This window comes from Mesorhizobium sp. M0923 (assembly GCF_040319365.1).
GTDB lineage: Bacteria > Pseudomonadota > Alphaproteobacteria > Rhizobiales > Rhizobiaceae > Mesorhizobium.
In genome coordinates this window covers 37,125-55,483 of sequence record NZ_JAMYNW010000004.1, presented here as the reverse complement: position 1 = coordinate 55,483, position 18,359 = coordinate 37,125, and the positions used below count along the sequence as shown (strand labels likewise).

Sequence of the window (18,359 nt, the reverse complement as noted above, 5' to 3'; positions counted from 1 at the left end):
GTGTCCCAAAGGGAGGATTACCTATGCTCGACAAGCGCTCCGGCACGCGCCTCGCCAATCTTTGGGATGACGCAAAAGCGCAAGCGATGAGCGAGCCCGAACGTCTGGTCTATCGCTCGAATGTTCTTGGCTCCGACAAGCGCGTCACCAATTATGGCGGCGGCAACACCTCCTCCAAGATCTGGCAAAACGATCCGCTCACTGGGCAGAGCGTGGAAGTGCTGTGGGTCAAGGGCTCGGGCGGCGACAGCGCCTCGATCAAACTCGACGGCTTCGCCACGCTCTACATGGACAAATTGCGCGCGCTGAAAGGTCTCTATCGCGGCCTCGAACATGAAGACGAGATGGTCGGCTATTTGCCCCACTGCACCTTCAACCTCAACCCGCGCGCGGCCTCGATCGACACACCGCTGCATGCCTTCGTGCCGAAGCCTTATGTCGACCACATGCACCCCGACGCCATCATCGCCATTGCCGCCGCCAAGGATTCGCAGGCGCTGACCAAGGAGATCTTCGGCGACACGATCGGCTGGCTGCCATGGAAGCGCCCGGGCTTCGAACTCGGCCTGTGGCTGGAGAAATTCTGCCTCGAGAACCCCGAGGCCAAGGGTGTCGTGCTGGCAAGCCATGGCCTGTTCAGCTGGGGCGACACGCCGAAGGAATGCTACGAGACGACGATTTCGGTGATCAACCAGGCGATCGACTGGTTCGAGCGCAAGAGCCAGGGCAAGCCGATCTTCGGCGGCGAAATCGTCAAATCGCTCGATGCACCGGCGCGTCGCGCTGTGGCTGCAAAACTGATGCCGAGGATCCGCGGCCTGATCTCGGAGAAAAGCCACAAGCTCGGCCATTTCGACGATTCTCCTGCGGTGCTCGAATTCGTCAATTCCAGGGATTTGCGGCCGTTGGCGGCACTCGGCACATCCTGCCCGGACCACTTCCTGCGCACCAAGATCCGGCCGCTGGTCATCGAGTTCGATCCCAGGAATCCCGATGTCGATGCCGTCATTGCCCGTCTTGTCGACGATGTGGCGGAGTATCGCGTCGGCTATCAGGCCTATTATGACCGCTGCAAGCACGCGGATTCGCCACCGGTGCGCGATCCGAACGCCGTGGTCTATCTGATGCCCGGTGTCGGCATGTTCACCTTCGCTGGCGACAAGGCGACGGCGCGTATATCGGGCGAATTCTACGTCAACGCCATCAACGTCATGCGCGGCGCCTCGACGGTGTCGACCTATGTCGGGCTGCCCGACCAGGAAGCCTTCGATATCGAATACTGGCTGCTCGAAGAGGCAAAGCTGCAGCGCCTGCCGAAACCGAAAGCTCTTGCCGGCCAAATCGCGCTGGTCACCGGCGGCGCCGGCGGCATTGGCCGCGCCACCGCCAACCGGCTGCTGCGCGAAGGCGCCTGCGTCGTGCTGGCCGATATCGACGAGGCAGCCCTTGCCAGCGCCAATGACGAGCTTGCCAAGGCCTACGGCAAGGATTTCGTGCGGCCCGTCGTCATCAACGTCACGTCCGAGGATCAGGTGATCTCCGGCTTTGCCGAGACAGCGGTCGAGTTCGGCGGCATCGACATCCTGGTGTCCAACGCTGGCCTGGCCTCCTCGGCGCCGATCGAGGACACCACGCTGGCGCTGTGGAACAAGAACATGGACATCTTGTCGACGGGATATTTCCTGGTTTCGCGGGAGGCGTTCCGGCTGTTTCGGACGCAAAAGATCGGCGGCAACGTCGTCTTCGTCGCCTCTAAGAACGGCCTTGCCGCATCGCCAAACGCCGCCGCCTACTGCACGGCCAAGGCTGCCGAGATCCATCTGGCGCGCTGCCTGGCGCTGGAAGGCGCGGAAGCCCAGATCAGGGTCAATGTCGTCAATCCCGACGCCGTGCTGCGCGGCTCGAAGATCTGGACCGGCGAATGGAAGGAACAGCGCGCCGCCGCTTACAAGATGTCGACCGACGATCTCGAAGAGCATTACCGCTCGCGCTCGATGCTGAAGCGGTCGGTGTTCCCCGAAGACATCGCCGAAGCGATCTATTTCTTCGCCTCCGACATGTCGGCAAAATCGACCGGCAACATCATCAATGTCGACGCCGGCAACGCGCAGAGTTTTACGCGATAAGCGACCGTCTTTGAGGATTGCGCTGCCCCTCATCCGCCTGCCGGCACCTTCTCCCCGTAATAGTGACGCCGAGAAGGGAAGCGCTCCAACGCCGGTGATCTCCCCGTTCTTTACGGGGAGAGGGGTAAGGGTGAGGGGCAGCGCGACCAACGCAAATTGGGAGGAAACCACCATGTCCGAAACCATCATCTCCGCCGACCTCGTCGACAGGCACAATGCCGCGCGCAATGCCGACCTCAAGCGCGACTACGAGTCCCTCGGCGAGCGCCTCGACCGCCGCGGCATCGCCATCGATGCCATCCGCGACAAGGTCGAGAAATTCGCCGTCGCCATCCCGTCCTGGGGCGTCGGCACCGGCGGCACCCGCTTTGCCCGCTTTCCCGGCGCTGGCGAGCCGCGCGACATTTTCGACAAGATCGAGGACTGCGCCGTCATCCGCCAGCTGACGCAGGCGACGCCGACCGTCTCGCTGCATATTCCGTGGGACAAGGCCGATCCGAACCGGCTGAAGCAGGCGGCATCCCGCTTCGGCCTCGGCTTCGACGCCATCAACTCCAATACCTTCTCCGACGCCAGGGACCAAAAACTTTCGTATAAGTTCGGCTCGTTGTCGCATGCCGATGCCGCAACACGCCGGCAGGCGGTCGAGCATAATCTCGAATGCATCGAGATCGGCAGGACGCTGGGCTCGAAAGCGCTGACGGTGTGGATCGGCGACGGCTCGAATTTTCCCGGCCAGGTTAATTTCGCCAAGGCGTTCGAGCGTTATCTCGACGCGATGAAGGAGATTTATGCCGGACTGCCGGACGACTGGAAGCTGTTCACCGAGCACAAGATGTACGAGCCGGCCTTTTATTCGACCGTCGTGCAGGATTGGGGCACCAACTACATCATCGCCAAAGAGCTTGGCGATAAGGCGTTCTGCCTGGTCGACCTCGGCCATCACGCCCCCAACGTCAACATCGAGATGATCGTGTCGCGGCTGATCCAGTTCAAGAAGCTCGGCGGCTTCCATTTCAACGATTCGAAATATGGCGACGACGACCTCGACGCCGGCTCGATCGATCCCTACCGGCTGTTCCTGGTCTTCAACGAACTGGTCGATGCCGAGCTTTCCGGTGCCGAAGGGTTCGATCCGGCCCACATGCTCGACCAGAGCCACAACGTCACCGATCCGATCGAAAGCCTGATGCTGTCGGCGGTTGAAGTGCAGCGCGCCTATGCCCAGGCGCTGCTGGTCGATCGCAAGGCGCTCGAAGGCTTCCAGGACGCCAATGATGCGCTGATGGCAACGCAGACGCTGAAGATAGCCTATCGCACCGATGTCGAGCCGATCCTCGCCATGGCACGACTAAAGACCGGCGGCGCCATCGATCCGGTCGCAGCCTACCGCGCCGCCGGCTACCGGGCGAAGGTCGCAGCCGAACGGCCGGCGGTGGCGAGCGTCGGCGGCGGGATTGTTTGATGTCGGGGTGAAAATGAAAAACCCGCCACGTAGGCGGGTCGTTGGAGCCAATTAGCACCACACCCAGATTAGTAGCATAGCTGCCGGCACAAAGCAAGAACAAAGTTGCTCGCCAGCGTTGAATCGCGCCTTCATTTCAGCTTGGATTCCTCGCCCCCACGAAAGTGGGGGAGAGGTGGCTCGGCGAAGCCGAGACGGAGAGGGGGAGCCGCGCTCTACGAAGGCCCCCTCTCCGGCCGCTTCGCGGCGAGGAACCTCAGGTGTTGATAGAAGGTGCAAGCCTCGCCGATCCCATTATTGTCAGTAGACTCAACCGCTCCAAGCGCGTTTCCTAGGCTCACCCCAAGCCACGGAGAACGGCCATGCACCGCCGAACCCTAATCGCCGTCAGCCTTTCCCTCACCCTGACCTTCGTGCCGTTCCTCGCCTTCGCCGCTTCGCCGCAGCCGGCGAAGGGCGAGCACGGCATGGTGGTGACCGCCCAGCATCTTGCGTCTGAAGTCGGCGTCGAGGTGCTGAAGAAGGGCGGCAATGCCGTCGATGCCGCGGTCGCCGTCGGCTATGCGCTGGCCGTGGTCTATCCGACCGCCGGCAATATCGGCGGTGGCGGCTTCATGACCATCCGCTTCAAGGACGGCCGCTCGACCTTCCTCGATTTCCGCGAGCGCGCGCCGCTCGCCGCAACCAAAACCATGTATCTCGACAAGGACGGCAAGCCGGTAAAGGGCGCCAGTCTCGACGGCTATCTGGCCGTCGGCGTGCCGGGTTCGGTCGCCGGCTTCGAGATGGCGCGGGAGAAATACGGCACGCTGACGCGGCAGGACTTGCTGGCGCCGGCCATCCGCTTTGCCAGGGAAGGCTTCGTACTGGAGCAGGGCGATGCGGCCTCGCTCCAGGGCGGCGCGGAGCGGTTGGCGAGGGACCCGGCGGCGGCGGCCGTTTTCCTCAAGCCGGACGGCAAGCCTTACGCCGTCGGCGAGCGCCTCGTTCAGCCCGATCTCGCGGCTTCGCTTGCCGCCATTTCCGAACGCGGTGCGGATGCCTTCTACAAAGGCGCGATCGCGGACGCCATCGTCAAGGCGAGCGGCGAGAAGGGCGGCATTCTGGCCAAGGCGGATTTCGAAAACTACGCGGTGCGCGAGCTCAAGCCGGCGACCTGCAATTATCGCGGCTACGAGATCACGTCCTCGCCGCCGCCGAGCTCCGGCGGCGTCATCATCTGCGAGATCCTCAACGTGCTTGAGTTCTATCCGCTGTCCTATCTCGGCTCTGGTTCGGCCGAGACGGTTCACGTCATGGTCGAGGCGATGCGCCACGCCTATGTCGACCGGAATTCGGCGCTCGGCGATCCCGGCTTCGTCGACAATCCGGTCGCAAAACTGCTCGACAAGAATTACGCCAGGGAAATCCGCGAAAAGATCGATCCGTTCCGGGCCGGCGTGTCGCAGGAATTGATGCCGAAGGGCTTTGGCGAGAGCAACGAGACGACGCATTATTCGATCATCGACAATGACGGCAACGCCGTCGCGGTAACCTACACGCTGAACGGCTCTTTCGGCGCCGGCGTCGTCGCCGACGGCACGGGCATCCTGCTCAACAACGAGATGGACGACTTCACCCAGAAACCCGGCGTGCCCAATCTCTACGGCCTCGTCCAGGGCGAGGCGAATGCGATCGCGCCGAAAAAGACGCCGCTGTCGTCGATGAGCCCGACCATCCTCGCCAAAGACGGCAAGCCGTTCATGGTCATCGGCAGCCCTGGCGGTTCACGCATCATCACCATCACGCTGGAGGCGATCGTCAACGTCATCGATCACGGCATGAACATCCAGGAAGCGATCGACGCGCCGCGCACCCACCACCAATGGTTACCCGACACGGTCTATATCGAACCCTTCGGCCTGTCGCCGGATACCGAAAAGCTGCTTACCGGCATGGGCTACCATCTCGATCTCGCCGAGGCGAATTGGGGCCAGGCGGCCGGCATCCTGGTCGGCGGCAAGAGCCTGGCGGAAATCGAGAAGGGCGGCGGCGCCCGCTACAACGGCGCCATCGACAGCCGCGCCGCATCCGGTGAGGCTATCGGGTATTAGACCATGGTCTCAAAAGGCGGAACCGGTTTTCGGATAAGGTCACGGTCAATAGGAAGATTCGCCTTGCTTCAGGTGACCAGCGCGATGGTCGACGCAATCAGCATCAACGCCGCGACGCCGACGAACAGGGCGTAGATGCGCGGCCGATCGAGCAGGAGCGCGTTGCCGGATATCCATGCCGCGGTGGCGCCGCCAAGCGCGAAAAAGAAGGTGCTGCGGCGCCCGAAGCTCAAGCCGGCGGCCATCAGGCCGCCGATGATCAGGGCGCCGAATACGATGATCACGGCTACCGCGTATTTTTCGAAATCGTTGCTGCCGGCGCTCGGGCCGATCGCGTTCAACCTCGACAGATCGTCCGGATCGAACGGGCTGGTCGACCCATATTCGTCTTGACCGACAGGCTCATGCATCATTCGTTCTCCGCAAACCGACAGCAAATCATCAAGCCTCGCCGAGCGCAACCGCTCGCCGAATGTGATCGGCACGGTGTTCAACACTTTCTGGCGGCGGCTTGCCAGAGATTTTTGGGTTCGTGCTTTGATCGCCCCGCTGCTCGGTCGGGTCAAGCGTTTTGCCCGAGTTGAATCTTCAAGCCGCCCTGGCCAAAGACTGCGTCGCCTGAACGGAAGCTCCAAGCACCGCCTGTGCGGTGTCGGCCTGTCTTTCATCGACATGCGCCAGCACCAGGATCACACCTTGTGCGGCATCCGGCTGGCCCGGCTGCTTGCCGATACGGGACAATGTCGCGAAAAGTCTGCCGGCAACGCCGCCCAAGACTGCACCGACGAGGGCCGATGCCAGCCATCCCGCGCCGAGGGGATCGATGCCGGGCATATCAAAGGCGCCGAGGCCGGCCAACAAACCGGCTGCCGCACCAAGGACGGTACCCGTACCTGGATCGCGCAAGACGGCGCCGATTTCATCATCGTAGGGTCCGATGACGCTGATCTTCTGGCGAGCAATTCCTGCTGCCTGAAGCGTTTCGACGGCACGCGCCGCCTGGTCATGGGAATCGAAAAGTCTGCTGATTGTTCGCATTGAAACTGCCTGTGAGGCCCCCCGGCCCTCGACGGTAAAGCGGGTTCCAGCTGAGCGACAACGCCGAGGAACCGCCTGACGCAAACGTCACCCGCCGCTCATTTCCGAGCGACGGGTGACGGCTGCCCGAGTTTTCACGTCACTCGATGACCTTGATGATCTTGCGCGTGCCTGGGTCGACGACAACGGTGCGGTTGTCAATGACGACATAACGATATTTGACGTTCGGGACCTCATGAAGCTCGACGGTGTCGGGGAGCGTCGAGCCGATGTTGAGCTCCACCCCAGGGATTTTCACCGAGGCCAGCGGCTGCTTTTTCACATACTCCCTGATGACGGTTTCCTGCTGCGGTTCGATGACAACGTCTTGCGCCGCAGCGGCGCCGACACCTGCCAGCAGCAAAAGTCCCGCCGCCGCGGTGGAAAGATGCATTCTCATGGTCGTCTCCTTTGCGAACTCGGTCCGCTCTTCGCGCCAAGGCTCATTCGAACGGAAGCCAGCTGAAAACGTTCCGTCGACGGGGCTTCGGTCCCACCCGGCGGGGACCAATCGACGTGTTGCCGCAGGACCTAAGTCTGATCCTCGCGGGCAAAGGGTAGGTTTGTCGCGAAGCCCGGAACCGCCGCCGCTCAAACTCGTTGCTGGCTGCACGTTCCGGGAGGATTCTTTGGAAAATGTCGACGGTTGCTCGCACCGATCTTGGCTGTTTCCATTCCGATCGAACCCGGCATCTGCGCAGCCCTGTCCCTTCCTGCGCCGATGGGGTTCGCGCGTCACTTTTGTGGCGGGCGAACCCCCAATTGCAGCGTGCTTCTGACCAAAGTTGACCCTGAGGCGAGGAGAAGAGACGAGGAGAAGAGAAATGGCCGATGACAAGAGCAAGCGAGACTTCAGCGACCGCAACCGCGTGTCGGCGGATGAGTATTATGAAGTCGAATATTTCGCGCGGGAAAATGGTGTCTCGCCCAGCCAGGTGAGCAAGCTGATCAAAAGGACCGGTGGCGACCGGATGATCCTCTCGCAAGCGGTGAAAGCATTGCGCGAGCGCAAGTGAGACGGCGGCGGAGCCGGCGGTTGGAAAGGCACTGATCACGATCTGCCGAGAATTCCGGTCAGCTATCGACAACGTGCCCGGATGCCGCTGCTTCGGCCAAGCCAATGCCCCTTTATTTCTTCGATTCCGATGAAGACGGAATCGTCTATTCCGACGATCAGGGAACGTTATGTGACGATTTCCCGCTGGTCAGGAAAGAAGCCCTTCGCACATTGGGCGAGATGGCCAGGGATGGCCTTCCTCACCGTAGGATCACAGTCAAGGTCCGGAACGACCATGACGGTCTGGTGCTTGAAGTGGCTTTGACTTTTGCCGTCGAAACGCAGCATTTCGACGAACGGATTTTCCAGATCAACATGCGCATGAGTTGACGGCCCGATCGTTATCGTGCCGACCATGAGATTTCTGGTGCAGCCGGCATCTTCCCCAAGGGAACATTAGAAGTCTCTAATTGTTATCTTAAGCAGCGGGAACCTCCCGGGTTTCTGCTGCAGATCGGGGTGCAACCCGGTCGGCCCGCGCCCTCCGCCAGAGGCGCGGGCTTCGTTTGTTTAGCCGATGCGCAACGCCATGCGGCGGCAGCATATTGGAAACCTGCGGGAGCATAAGTAGCAGAAGTCGCTACCGCGGCGCCCTGGCGCCCAGGCAACGGAGCCCGTCGTCCGACAGGGCGGCGGGCTTTTTGATGCGGGCCGGGTCATCGCGCAACCGGTGGAAATCCAATGCATGTCGCGCAAAAGTGTGAAGCGGTTTTGCGTTAACGACATGCATCAAGACAAGAACCTTAAGCGCCTCGCATGAGGCCGGTCGAACGCGACGCGCATTAGCTGGGAGAGATGGCCGGCGCTGCTTCGTGAGGCGGCAGCGCCGGCCAAGCGGAAATCAGGTCCGCCGCAGCCAGATAGTAGCTGCGTTGGCGCGGCGGGTAATTGCGTGATCGCGGAAGCCACACCATTGCAGACCACTCGCACGAGCCCGGCCTGTGCAGCGGCTGACCCGAAGCATTCATTCATTCTGACGATGCACCGGACGCCCGGACGGCGGAAATTGGACGCCGCGCTCGCTCTCGATTCAGCGGCCAGCGGTGTTCCCTGCCGATTTCGGACGAAAGGCCATTTCACCCTTGTTGCGCCTGGATTCTTATCAGATCGTGGCAAGGATTGCTTTTCCCTCCGCGTTTGCCGGCGTTCTGCTGTTCGCCCTTTTGCCGGAGCAGCTCCTGCAGGGTCTTGGCCTGGCTTTCACGTTTGGTCACGACAAGCTCAATCACGCCGCCGCCTTCGTCGTGCTGGCGGCTCTCGGAAGTCTCGGCTGGCCGGAACACAAGGCGAAGCTGATCGTCCTCCTCGTGCTCACGGGCGCGGCGATCGAGGGCCTTCAGGCCGTGCAGCTGATAGGGCGCCACCCGGATCTATTCGACTGGGTGGCAGACTGCGCCGGAATGGCCTTCGGGCTGACAATTGCAGGCTGGACAAAGCGGCTCGCCGGCGGATTGCCATAGCTCGAAAGCGCATAACGGAATCGGCGCGCCCGTGCTGCAATATGGGGAAAATGGCCGGCGTCACTTGGGGGGCGCGTTGGGGTAAGTTGCCTGACGGACGCCGGCCAGGCGGAAAAATCAGGTCCGCCGCAAAGTAATGTAGCAGCGATGGCAAAGCGCGGCAGTAGCGTGATCGCGGAAGGTCCGCCTTCTCGCCTCCGATGCGGTGACCCGTTTTGGGTCAATAATTCTGGCACCTGAATTGCGCTGTAAGCAATGCCGGGGAACACTCCGGCGATCGTCCCCGAATATGGGGCCTCGCCGCTTCGCAAATGGAGCGGCGGGCCTTTTTGCCGGAAGTCGCCAAGCCTTCGCTGGCCCCATGGTTTCACGCCAGATAATACTTGCAGATCATCGACAATCCGCTCGGCACGAGATCGTCATCCGGCCGACCGAGCAGCCGTAAACGCTGCCGAAGATTCGCCGACGGCCAAGCGGGGAGATCTCGGCATGGGCCGTCACGGACCGGGCGCCAATCGAAGCTTGCTCAGTGGTAGGAGCCGGGCCGGCCCCGATCATGAATCCCGAGGCTGAGCTCGCCAATCATGCTCTTGCTGGAACCCTAGAAGCTCACGCAGCTTGCGATTTGAGATTGGCCCCTCAAATTGCTCTATCGAGCGTGTAATCGGCGTGCCTGGTGCATGCTTCTTGAGAAACTCTGCCGTTGGCGCATCGGCAACGATATTGTCGTTGACGGCATTGAATATCTGGAACCCCAAACCGTCCTTCTCGATGCAAAGATGCACGATCTGGCCCAGATCGCGCGCGTCCATATAGGTCCAGCCATCGCGCCGCCGTTTTGAAGCGTCCGCCAAAAACTCCGGAAAGCGGGCATAGTCTTGCGGCTCGACAACGCCACCTATTCGGAGCGCGTAAATGTCGTATCCGGTGCGGGAAGCGAAGGAGCGTGCGATCTTCTCGCCCAAGACCTTGGAAAGACCGTAGCTGTCGGTCGGATCGGTATCGTAGTCCTCTTCCACCGGAAACGATGTGAAATCGCGTTCGCCTTCGGCAAAACACACGCCATAGACCGTCTCGCTGGACGCGGTGATGATCTTGCGGATGCCGAGCTTGGTGGCGGCCTCGATTACATTGTAGGTCGACAGCACATTGGCGGCGAACATGGCGTTGTCCGGTCGCAGGAATATTCTCGGGATGGCCGCGAAATGGACCATGGCGTCGACTGGGCCACGGCCTTTCCCGCCAAAATATTCGCCGAAACCGAAATGCAGCGTCAGTGCATTGTAGGTCTCGCCGGCATCGGCAAGGTTGGTGATGATGGTGTCGACGCCTGGCACATCAAGTGCGTCAGGTCGAGGTTCAGGACCTGATGCCCACGCTTGAGCAGGTAAGGTATGACGTGACGGCCGATCTTGCCGCTGCCACCGGTGAAAATGATCCGCTTGCCCATGATTCCTCCAACGGACTTCTATCGGCGAGCGGAAATCTGGCCAAAAGGCATTTCCGCCCGGTCAAGAGCTATTCAGTCGCGCGCTATTCAAAGATGCCGTAGCCGGGCACGGCGTATTTGTGGACGCCATCCATGTCGAGATCGACGCCGATGCCGGGCACGTCGGGCACCACGATGTGGCCGTCTTCAACGATCGACCTGGCGCCGTCTGGCAGGCGCACATAACTGTCCCACACTTCCCGTTCTTCCAGGGCATGCCACTCCAGCACCAGGAAGTTCGGAACGCTCGCGCAGACATGGCACGTCGCCATTGTGCCGAGCGGCGTCGACACGAGATGCGGCGCGAACGGCACATAATACATCTCGGCGAGATTCGCGATCTTGCGGCTTTCCGCGAGGCCGCCGCATTTCGGCACGTCGGGCATGATGACGTCGGCGCCATAATTCTGGAACAACTCACGAAAACCCCAGCGCAGGTAGAGATTCTCGCCGACACAGATCGGGGTCTTGGTCCGCATGCGGATCTGCTTCAGTGCCTCAACATTTTCTGCCGGAATAGGTTCTTCCAGCCACAGAAGGTTGAACCGCTCCATCTCCCCTGCAATGCGGCTGGCGCTGAGCACGTCGTAGCGCGCGTGCAGGTCGATACAGAGATCGATGTCAGGGCCGATCGCCTGGCGCACCGCGGCCACGCGTTCCACCATGAAGCGCAGCTCCGCGCCGTTGATGGTGTGGTTTGCCGCGTCGAACTTTGCCGGATGGCGCAAATTGTCGATGTCGAATTTTAGCGCCGTAAAGCCCTCGTCCACCATGCGGCGCGCGCGCGCCGCGCATCCTTCCGGCGAACCGGTTTCTTCATCGCCGTCGCCGCAATCGGCATAGAGCCTGATCCGGTCGCGGAACTTGCCGCCGAACATGCGATAGAGCGGCTGGCCAGCAGCCTTCGCCGCTACATCCCACAGCGCCATCTCAAGCCCGGTCAGGGCAATGAGAAAGACGCCGGCCTGGGCGCCGGAGAACACATGGTCGCGGCGGATCTTGTCCCAGCAATATTCGACGTTGCGTGGATCCTGACCGATGAGCTCCGACTTGAGCTCCGAAATTAGCCCGACGATCGCGGCCGCGCCCGCATCGGGGTTCGCCTCGCCGTAACCGGAGATGCCGGCGTCCGTGTCGATACGGATCAGAGTCGCCTTGCCATGATAGGCGACGACCGCCGTCTTGATGTCCACGATCTTCATCGAACCCATCCTCCAATGATGGCGCCGCGCTTCAAACGCACCGTACGGGCGAATTGAACTTGTCCGATGAGCATATAAGATGAGAAGATGTGGCGTAAACCCCCTTTGAGCGATTACGCAGAAATGCACTTTGAAAGCACTGGAACCGTAGATCGCCGGGAATTCAGCCAAGCTAAAACCTACTTGTTAGACGAGCATATAAGCGTATAAATGAGTGGCAGCAAGGCGACAAGCACAGCCATGCATGCCGCAAACCGGAGGAACAGGATGCAACAGCGACAGCTAGGATCGTCGCCGGTCAAGGTGTCGGAGATCGGCCTGGGGACTTGGGGTATGTCCGGCGCGTTTTGGGGCGCGGCCGATGACGAGGAATCGATCCGGGTGATTCGCCGCGCCCTGGAGCTTGGCATTACGCTGATCGACACAGCCGAAGCCTATGGACATGGCCATGCCGAGGAGGTCGTCGGCAAGGCGCTGGCCGGCCGCCGGGACAAGGCGATCATCGCGACCAAGGTTGCGCCCAACCATCTCGAACCTGCAGCGATAGAGGCGGCGCTTGATGGCTCGCTGAAGCGGATGCAGACGGACTATGTCGACGTCTATTTTGTCCACTGGCCGAATTCGGATTTTCCCATCGGCCCTACCATGACGATGATGGAGAGGCTTCGGTCGTCAGGGCGGATCAAAGCGGTTGGCGTCTCGAATTTCAGCACAGCTGATATGGACAGCGCCCGCCAGCATGGCGTCATCGACGTGCTCCAGCCTCCTTACAACATGCTGTGGCGCGAGGTTGAGGGGCAAACTCTTCCCTATTGCCGCAAGCACAATATCGGCGTCATGCCTTACAGCGGTCTGGCCCAAGGGCTGCTCACGGGCTTGCTCTCGCCGGATACCAAATTCGTCGAGGGAGACGAGCGGCGCACCACCGTGCTGTTCCAACCGGGCACCTACGAGCGCGCCGTCGGAGCCGTCGATGCCCTCAAGCCGATAGCGGCCAAATACGGCAAGACGCTGCCGCAGCTTGCGATCCAATGGCTCACCAGCAGGCCGGGTGTGAGTTCGCCCCTTGTGGGCGCGCGGACGGTCAGGGAGCTTGAGGAAAACGTCGAGAGTGTCGGTTGGAAGATTTCCGACGTGGACGTCGCGGCCATCGACAAACTCACCGCCCCCATCTGGGCGGAAATCAAGGACAAAGGCGACATGTTCGGACATCGCGCAAGGCAGCGTCAGGAACAGGAAGCCAGAAGAGCTTAGTTCGGTCGTGTCCTCCCGACACGCAGGCGGCGCGGTCAGCCACGACAGCTGGCCGCGCCTGTAGAACGTTGCTTAGCTCGCCATTTCCTTGTCGGGCATGGCGACGGCAGTGGTTGCCTTCAGGTGGCGGCGCATCGCCTCTTCGGCGCGTTTCGCGTCGCGTGCGACCAGCGCCTCGTAGATCGCTCTGTGCATTTCCGTGGCGGAAGGAAGAGCATGCGGCATCTGGTTGCTGATGCGTCTGCTCGCCGCTTGCCACCACCGTGACGAATACATGAAGCGGTCAAGGATTCTGTTCCGGGAAGCGCGGCAAATTTCCATATGGAAATCCAGGTCAAGCTTCAGGTAGGCGTCCGGATTATCCTCGCTGGCGGACATCGCCGCGAGCAGGGTGCCGAGACGTTCGAGGTTTTCCTTGGTCATGTGTTTGGCCGCGATGGCGGCGATGGCGGGTTCGATGATTATTCGCGTCGCGTGCGCTTCCGCCAGGAGTTCGCGGACCTGTTCGGGCGGCAGCCAGTCGATCAGCAATGGACTGAGATAATCCCATTCTTCGGCAGGACGCAGCACCACGCGTCGTCCCTGTGCGATCTCGATCATGTCGAGAGAAGCTAGGATCTTGAGCGCTTCCCGCGCGACCGCGCGCGAAACCCCGAACTCCTGAAGGATCTGCTGTTCCGACGGCCCCTGGCTGCCGGCGACGCCGCCGGTGGCGATGCGACGCGCGAGCACGCCCGCCACCTGCTTGGGCAAAGTTTGAAGCTTGACCTCCATGGAATCGACCATTAACATCCACTTGTCTGATAAGCTTATAGGCTGATGGTTGGATATGCAGTCAACTTATCTCATGAATGCTCACTAACCCATAACTCCGCCCGCGGGAAGGGACGTTGGACTCTCAACTTCAATATCCCAGCCCAAGACGTTCGAGATCAGGACCATTGCGCGTCGGCTGACCGCGCTCATCGCATTGTGTCCGGCCGTCTCGACGGCTCGCGACGCACCGATTGCGTGGTTTGCGGGTCGCAGAGCCCGCCGGAAGGAAGGCAGGATGAAAGCAAAGGCTACCGCCGAAAGTCTCTGAGGCCATCGGCCTCGGCAGGGCAGGGCGTGATCCGGGCTGTGTCGCGGCGTGAGGAGCAAAGCCACACTGCGGCTCAAGGGAAAACCTGGCCGTCGTCGCTCGACCCCAAAAAAGGGGCCGACCAATTACAAACAAGGAGGAAATTGTGATGTCCGGAAACCTATCGAGACGCAAATTCCTGGCCGCGAGTGCCGCGGTGACGGCCGGCTCGCTTGCTACGCCGTGGATCGCTAGAGCAGAGGCGAACGAGATCACCGCGCTGCTGATCACCGGCGGCCCGCTCTATCCCAAATACTGGGAGAAAATCGTTCAGGATTTCACCGCCAAGACTGGCATCAAGGTTCGCTACGATCTGCTGGAATTCACCCCGCTGACATCGAAAGTCGTCACACTCAGTGCCGCGAAATCGAGCCAGTACGACGTCTACAGCACGCACACCGCCCAGATCGATTCCTATTTCAACCATTTTGCGCCGCTGAACAGCTATTTCAGCGACTCCGAACTGGCTGACTTCTATCCGGTTGCGGTCAAATACCTACGCGATCCCAAGACCGGCACTCTTGCCGCCATCCCGCGCAATATGGATGCGCGTGTGCAGTACTACCGCAGCGACATCTACCAGGAGAAAGGCCTGAAGCCGGCCGAAACCTGGGATGATCTGGTGGACGTCGGCCTGAAACTTACCGGCAATGGCCACTATGGGCTGGTCGTGCCGGGGCAGGGTGACCCCGCGCAGCGCACCTTCAGCGATCTCCTGTGGCAAGCCGGCGGGGACTGGGTCGATCAGGCCAACAAGCCGGCTTTCAATTCCGAAGCCGGCATCAAAGCCCTCACGTTCTACCGCGACCTCATCCAGAAGCACAAAATCGTGCCGCCGGACGCGGTCGGCTACCAGTGGAATGAAAATTCGACCGAATTCTCGTCCGGTACGGTCTACGCCAATTTCGACTGGCCAGGTGCCTTCGCAACCTTATCCAATCCGGAAACTTCGCGGGTCGTCAGCAAGTGGTCGACTGCACCCTACATCAGGGACAAGGCAGCGATTTCGTGCGCCATCTCCCATGCCATGGCTCTCAATGGACAATCAGGACGCAAGGAACCTGCCGTCGAATTCATCAGATATACGGTCGGTCCGGAGGCGCAGCGGCTGCAGTTCGATCAGTTCACCAACTTCCCCAGCAGTCAGGCGATCGCCAAGGAAGTGATTGCAGCGGCAAAAGGTCCCCAGGCCGTGTGGCTGCAGCAACTCGAGACGACGATAGCGAACGGCAAGGAATGGCCGAAGCTGGCTGGATTCTCGAAAGTCTGCACCTTGATGTTTTCGGCTATCGAACAGGCCCTGACCGACCAGGTCTCGCCGAGCGACTCGCTCAACCAGGCGGCGACTGAGGCGGAGGAGATCATGCGTCGGGCCGGAGCATACGACTGAGGATGCCGCCCGTCGCGCAGCACCAGGTCCCGGGGCGTCGGCGACGTTCGCCGCTGCCCTACACCTGGCAGAGGGGGTACCTCCTGGCCAGCCCCGCGCTCCTCGTCATGCTCGCCATCCTTATCTATCCGCTCGGATATTCTTTCATAATGAGTTTCTTTCGCTGGGATCTGAGCGGCTCAGCGCCATTCGCCGGAACTGGGAATTACACCGACGAACTCTTCGGCCGCCAGTTCAATCAGGCTCTGCGAAATCAGATCATCTTCAGCGTCGTTTCCATCACGGTGGAAGTGGTGGCTGGAATGGCGATCGCTGTGCTCGTCAACGGCAAATTGCGGGGAATGCGGCTCGCGCGCACCTTGCTGCTGGTGCCGCCGATGATCGCGCCCGCCGTCGTGGGGCTGAATTTCCGTTGGCTTTTCAACACCCAGTACGGGCTCGTGGACGCGCTGCTGCGCATGTTCAACCTGCCCGACATCCCCTGGCTCAATCATCCGACCTGGGCTCTTGTCTCGGTGATTGTCGCCGATGTCTGGCAGAATACGCCGCTGATGGTGCTGCTATTTCTTGCCGGTCTGCAATCCTTGCCGCAGGAGCCGCTCGAGGCCGCCACGGTGGACGGCGCCACGCCATGGCAGCGCTTCTGGCACATCGTGCTGCCACTGATGCGTCCGGTCATCATGATAGCGCTGATGCTTCGCATCATCGACACGTTCCGGACCTTCGACGTCGTATGGCTGATGACGCAGGGCGGGCCGGGAGGCGCCACAAACCTACTCACCGTCTATTCCTATCTGCTGGCGTTTCAGGCGGTGGATTTCGGACACGCGGCGGCGGTTTCCTACATCGCGCTGGGAATGTCGCTGTTCGTGCTCGGCCTCCTCTACGGGGTGCCGTGGCTGATTGCGAAACGGAGAGCGATATGACCGAAGCCGCGATCGTCAGCGCGCGTCCCAAGCCACGGCGCCGTCGCCGCCGGATCACGGCAGGCGCCGCCGGCCAATATCTAGCGCTGGTTCTGACCATCGCCCTCACCGTCTTTCCGCTGGCATGGCTGTTCCTGACCTCGATCCGCAGTTCAGCCGACATCTTCTCCGTCCCGGTGCACATCATCCCCGAGACCGCGACGATGACGCAGTACGTCTCCGTCTTCACCGAGTACGACACGATGGGTTATGTGTGGAACACCGTCATCGTCTCGGTCGCGACGGTCATCTTGGTCCATCTGCTGGCCATACCCTGCGCATACGCCCTGTCGCGCTTCAGGATGCCGGGCGTCATGCTGATTTTTGGCCTGCTTTTGATCATGCGCATGATTCCGGTCATCGCGCTCGCCATCCCGCTCTTCGCCGTGTTCGCCGCGCTCGGCCTGCTGGATACCATTTGGGCGCTGATCCTGAGCCATACGGCGGCTAAACTGCCCGTCGCCATCTGGCTGCTGCTGGGCTTCATCCAGGATGTGCCCAAAGAGATCGAGGAGGCTGCCCAGTCGGACGGCGCCGGCACGGTGCGCACCCTGGTCCAGATCGTGGCGCCGCTGGTTGCGCCTGGCATCGGGGCCAGCGCGGTCATCACCTTCCTTTTCACCTGGAATGACCTGCTGCTCGCATTGACGCTGACTTCCAGCAAGGCCGCACAGACGCTGCCAGTCGGGCTGACCAACTTCGTCTCGCAGTTCGGCATCGACTGGGGAGCGATGTCGGCGGCGGGCGTCCTCATGGTCATCCCGACCTTGGCGTTTGTCTGGTTTGCTCAAGGCCTGTTGGTCAAGGGTCTCACGACCGGTGCAGTTCGCGGCTGAATTGAGATCATGAAAAACTTGATCGAAGGGAGGATGAAACGTGGAAGTAGGCCAGGCAGCGGCAATAAAGGACATTTCTCGGCCACCGAGGCAGCTGGTCGACGCACTTGCAGCGATCGGTTCAGCGACCTTGGCCAGCGAGCTTTATCACAAGATGGGTATTCGCGATCCGCACATCCGAGGGCCGCGGCCGCTAACGCCCGGCCGCACGGCGGCCGGGCCGGCTCTCACCCTCCAGTGCATGCCGAAGCGCGAGGATCTCTACAACGAGACTGAGTATGAGGAGCCCGAACGCCAACTTCACCGTCACGTCCTGTACCCCACGCAGCCGGGCGACATGGTGGTCGTCGATGCGCGCGGCGACCTTGGCAGCGGTATCTTCGGTGAGATGATGTTGACCTATTTCGCCGGGCGTGGCGGGGCCGGCGTGGTTGTCGACGGGTGTATCCGAGATTCTGCCCAGGCGGCTGCCTTGGACATCGGCATCTGGGTGAGGGATGTCACGCCGAATTTCCACGCCCAGACCAACATCGTCCCCTTTGCCGTTAACGTCCCCATTGCCTGCTCGAACGTACTCGTCATACCGGGAGACATCATCGTCGCCGACGATGATGGCGTCGTCGTGGTACCGGTAGCCCTTGCCCCAAAACTGGTTGAGCTCGCCGGCGAACATATCGAGTGGGAGGAATTTTCCCGCACGCGCTTGGCCGAGGGAGGCGACCTGCGGAAATACTACCCGTTGAGCCCCGAAGGCGAGGCCGAATACCGCGCCTGGCGGCATGCTCAACGAAAATGAGTAGTGCCCGGACGGGAGGAAAATAG

The 18,359-nt window shown here is 61.3% G+C and carries 17 protein-coding genes and 1 pseudogene; 13 read left to right on the top strand and 5 right to left on the bottom strand.

Features of this window, described 5'->3' with window-relative positions:
• Window positions 1-23: 23 nt before the first annotated feature.
• The 3 genes from NKH89_RS08355 (at window position 24) to ggt (ending at window position 5,684) form a co-directional block, all read left to right on the top strand.
• Complete coding sequence (locus tag NKH89_RS08355) at window positions 24-2,126, top strand: bifunctional rhamnulose-1-phosphate aldolase/short-chain dehydrogenase (protein WP_023719464.1); 2,103 nt, start codon at window positions 24-26, stop codon at window positions 2,124-2,126.
• Between the two features lie 172 nt (window positions 2,127-2,298).
• Window positions 2,299-3,591: an L-rhamnose catabolism isomerase gene (rhaI, locus tag NKH89_RS08350; RefSeq protein ID WP_023719463.1), complete on the top strand. Its 1,293-nt coding sequence runs from the start codon at window positions 2,299-2,301 to the stop codon at window positions 3,589-3,591.
• 362 nt (window positions 3,592-3,953) lie between these two features.
• The gene (ggt, locus tag NKH89_RS08345) at window positions 3,954-5,684 is read left to right on the top strand and encodes a gamma-glutamyltransferase (protein ID WP_352592362.1); all 1,731 of its coding nucleotides are present in this window, start codon (window positions 3,954-3,956) and stop codon (window positions 5,682-5,684) included.
• 68 nt (window positions 5,685-5,752) lie between these two features.
• Here the strand turns inward: ggt and NKH89_RS08340 are convergent, their stop codons facing one another.
• Window positions 5,753-6,097 carry a hypothetical protein gene (locus NKH89_RS08340; protein ID WP_198030499.1) on the bottom strand — a complete coding sequence of 115 codons (345 nt, stop codon included), beginning with the start codon at window positions 6,095-6,097 and terminating at the stop codon, window positions 5,753-5,755.
• A gap of 61 nt (window positions 6,098-6,158) precedes the next feature.
• Between NKH89_RS08340 and NKH89_RS08335 the strand changes: the two genes are divergently transcribed.
• On the top strand, window positions 6,159-6,725 hold the full coding sequence (locus tag NKH89_RS08335; RefSeq protein WP_352908591.1) for a hypothetical protein: 567 nt from the start codon (window positions 6,159-6,161) through the stop codon (window positions 6,723-6,725).
• A gap of 136 nt (window positions 6,726-6,861) precedes the next feature.
• Here the strand turns inward: NKH89_RS08335 and NKH89_RS08330 are convergent, their stop codons facing one another.
• Entirely contained in the window at window positions 6,862-7,161 is a 300-nt protein-coding gene (locus tag NKH89_RS08330) for a DUF1236 domain-containing protein (RefSeq protein ID WP_352908590.1), read from the bottom strand.
• A gap of 424 nt (window positions 7,162-7,585) precedes the next feature.
• On the opposite strand from NKH89_RS08330, the gene NKH89_RS08325 reads away from it, so the two are divergent.
• The 3 genes from NKH89_RS08325 (at window position 7,586) to NKH89_RS08315 (ending at window position 9,278) form a co-directional block, all read left to right on the top strand.
• Window positions 7,586-7,777, top strand: a complete 192-nt coding sequence (locus NKH89_RS08325; RefSeq protein WP_023719459.1) for a DUF3606 domain-containing protein — start codon at window positions 7,586-7,588, stop codon at window positions 7,775-7,777.
• 104 nt (window positions 7,778-7,881) lie between these two features.
• The gene (locus NKH89_RS08320) at window positions 7,882-8,148 is read left to right on the top strand and encodes a DUF6894 family protein (protein WP_352908589.1); all 267 of its coding nucleotides are present in this window, start codon (window positions 7,882-7,884) and stop codon (window positions 8,146-8,148) included.
• Window positions 8,149-8,927: 779 nt separating this feature from the next.
• Window positions 8,928-9,278 carry a VanZ family protein gene (locus NKH89_RS08315; RefSeq protein WP_352908588.1) on the top strand — a complete coding sequence of 117 codons (351 nt, stop codon included), beginning with the start codon at window positions 8,928-8,930 and terminating at the stop codon, window positions 9,276-9,278.
• A 554-nt stretch (window positions 9,279-9,832) separates the two neighbouring features.
• Here NKH89_RS08315 and NKH89_RS08310 read toward each other — a convergent pair.
• Window positions 9,833-10,728, bottom strand: a pseudogene (locus NKH89_RS08310) (NAD-dependent epimerase/dehydratase family protein).
• On the opposite strand from NKH89_RS08310, the gene NKH89_RS08305 reads away from it, so the two are divergent.
• A complete protein-coding gene (locus NKH89_RS08305; RefSeq protein WP_352908688.1) occupies window positions 10,648-10,830 on the top strand; it encodes a hypothetical protein in 183 nt (60 codons plus the stop codon). The pseudogene NKH89_RS08310 and the gene NKH89_RS08305 overlap by 81 nt on opposite strands.
• Here NKH89_RS08305 and NKH89_RS08300 read toward each other — a convergent pair.
• The gene (locus NKH89_RS08300) at window positions 10,812-11,969 is read right to left on the bottom strand and encodes a mandelate racemase/muconate lactonizing enzyme family protein (protein WP_352908587.1); all 1,158 of its coding nucleotides are present in this window, start codon (window positions 11,967-11,969) and stop codon (window positions 10,812-10,814) included. The two genes, NKH89_RS08305 and NKH89_RS08300, sit on opposite strands and share 19 nt — an antisense overlap.
• 267 nt (window positions 11,970-12,236) lie before the next feature.
• On the opposite strand from NKH89_RS08300, the gene NKH89_RS08295 reads away from it, so the two are divergent.
• On the top strand, window positions 12,237-13,223 hold the full coding sequence (locus NKH89_RS08295; RefSeq protein WP_352908586.1) for an aldo/keto reductase: 987 nt from the start codon (window positions 12,237-12,239) through the stop codon (window positions 13,221-13,223).
• Between the two features lie 72 nt (window positions 13,224-13,295).
• Here NKH89_RS08295 and NKH89_RS08290 read toward each other — a convergent pair whose 3' ends face one another.
• On the bottom strand, window positions 13,296-13,997 hold the full coding sequence (locus NKH89_RS08290) for a FadR/GntR family transcriptional regulator (protein WP_352908585.1): 702 nt from the start codon (window positions 13,995-13,997) through the stop codon (window positions 13,296-13,298).
• Window positions 13,998-14,455: 458 nt separating this feature from the next.
• Here NKH89_RS08290 and NKH89_RS08285 point away from each other — a divergent pair, with 458 nt between their 5' ends.
• From NKH89_RS08285 to NKH89_RS08270, 4 genes are all read left to right on the top strand, one after another.
• Window positions 14,456-15,736, top strand: a complete 1,281-nt coding sequence (locus tag NKH89_RS08285; RefSeq protein WP_352908584.1) for an ABC transporter substrate-binding protein — start codon at window positions 14,456-14,458, stop codon at window positions 15,734-15,736.
• Window positions 15,737-15,885: 149 nt separating this feature from the next.
• Window positions 15,886-16,662, top strand: a complete 777-nt coding sequence (locus NKH89_RS08280; protein WP_352515894.1) for a carbohydrate ABC transporter permease — start codon at window positions 15,886-15,888, stop codon at window positions 16,660-16,662.
• Window positions 16,659-17,537, top strand: a complete 879-nt coding sequence (locus NKH89_RS08275) for a carbohydrate ABC transporter permease (RefSeq protein WP_352908583.1) — start codon at window positions 16,659-16,661, stop codon at window positions 17,535-17,537. Before NKH89_RS08280 ends, NKH89_RS08275 begins: the two co-directional genes overlap by 4 nt.
• A 40-nt stretch (window positions 17,538-17,577) precedes the next feature.
• Window positions 17,578-18,333: an RraA family protein gene (locus NKH89_RS08270; RefSeq protein ID WP_352493805.1), complete on the top strand. Its 756-nt coding sequence runs from the start codon at window positions 17,578-17,580 to the stop codon at window positions 18,331-18,333.
• Window positions 18,334-18,359: the final 26 nt, after the last annotated feature.

What these genes read in the sequence shown, in the direction of transcription:
- NKH89_RS08355 (WP_023719464.1), top strand. Translation starts at nt 24, where the DNA reads ATGCTCGACAAGCGCTCCGGCACGCGCCTCGCCAATCTTTGGGATGAC.
- rhaI (WP_023719463.1), top strand. Translation starts at nt 2,299, where the DNA reads ATGTCCGAAACCATCATCTCCGCCGACCTCGTCGACAGGCACAATGCC.
- ggt (WP_352592362.1), top strand. Translation starts at nt 3,954, where the DNA reads ATGCACCGCCGAACCCTAATCGCCGTCAGCCTTTCCCTCACCCTGACC.
- NKH89_RS08340 (WP_198030499.1), bottom strand. Translation starts at nt 6,097, where the DNA reads ATGATGCATGAGCCTGTCGGTCAAGACGAATATGGGTCGACCAGCCCG.
- NKH89_RS08330 (WP_352908590.1), bottom strand. Translation starts at nt 7,161, where the DNA reads ATGAGAATGCATCTTTCCACCGCGGCGGCGGGACTTTTGCTGCTGGCA.
- NKH89_RS08325 (WP_023719459.1), top strand. Translation starts at nt 7,586, where the DNA reads ATGGCCGATGACAAGAGCAAGCGAGACTTCAGCGACCGCAACCGCGTG.
- NKH89_RS08320 (WP_352908589.1), top strand. Translation starts at nt 7,882, where the DNA reads ATGCCCCTTTATTTCTTCGATTCCGATGAAGACGGAATCGTCTATTCC.
- NKH89_RS08305 (WP_352908688.1), top strand. Translation starts at nt 10,648, where the DNA reads ATGCCCACGCTTGAGCAGGTAAGGTATGACGTGACGGCCGATCTTGCC.
- NKH89_RS08300 (WP_352908587.1), bottom strand. Translation starts at nt 11,969, where the DNA reads ATGAAGATCGTGGACATCAAGACGGCGGTCGTCGCCTATCATGGCAAG.
- NKH89_RS08295 (WP_352908586.1), top strand. Translation starts at nt 12,237, where the DNA reads ATGCAACAGCGACAGCTAGGATCGTCGCCGGTCAAGGTGTCGGAGATC.
- NKH89_RS08290 (WP_352908585.1), bottom strand. Translation starts at nt 13,997, where the DNA reads ATGGAGGTCAAGCTTCAAACTTTGCCCAAGCAGGTGGCGGGCGTGCTC.
- NKH89_RS08285 (WP_352908584.1), top strand. Translation starts at nt 14,456, where the DNA reads ATGTCCGGAAACCTATCGAGACGCAAATTCCTGGCCGCGAGTGCCGCG.
- NKH89_RS08280 (WP_352515894.1), top strand. Translation starts at nt 15,886, where the DNA reads ATGAGTTTCTTTCGCTGGGATCTGAGCGGCTCAGCGCCATTCGCCGGA.
- NKH89_RS08275 (WP_352908583.1), top strand. Translation starts at nt 16,659, where the DNA reads ATGACCGAAGCCGCGATCGTCAGCGCGCGTCCCAAGCCACGGCGCCGT.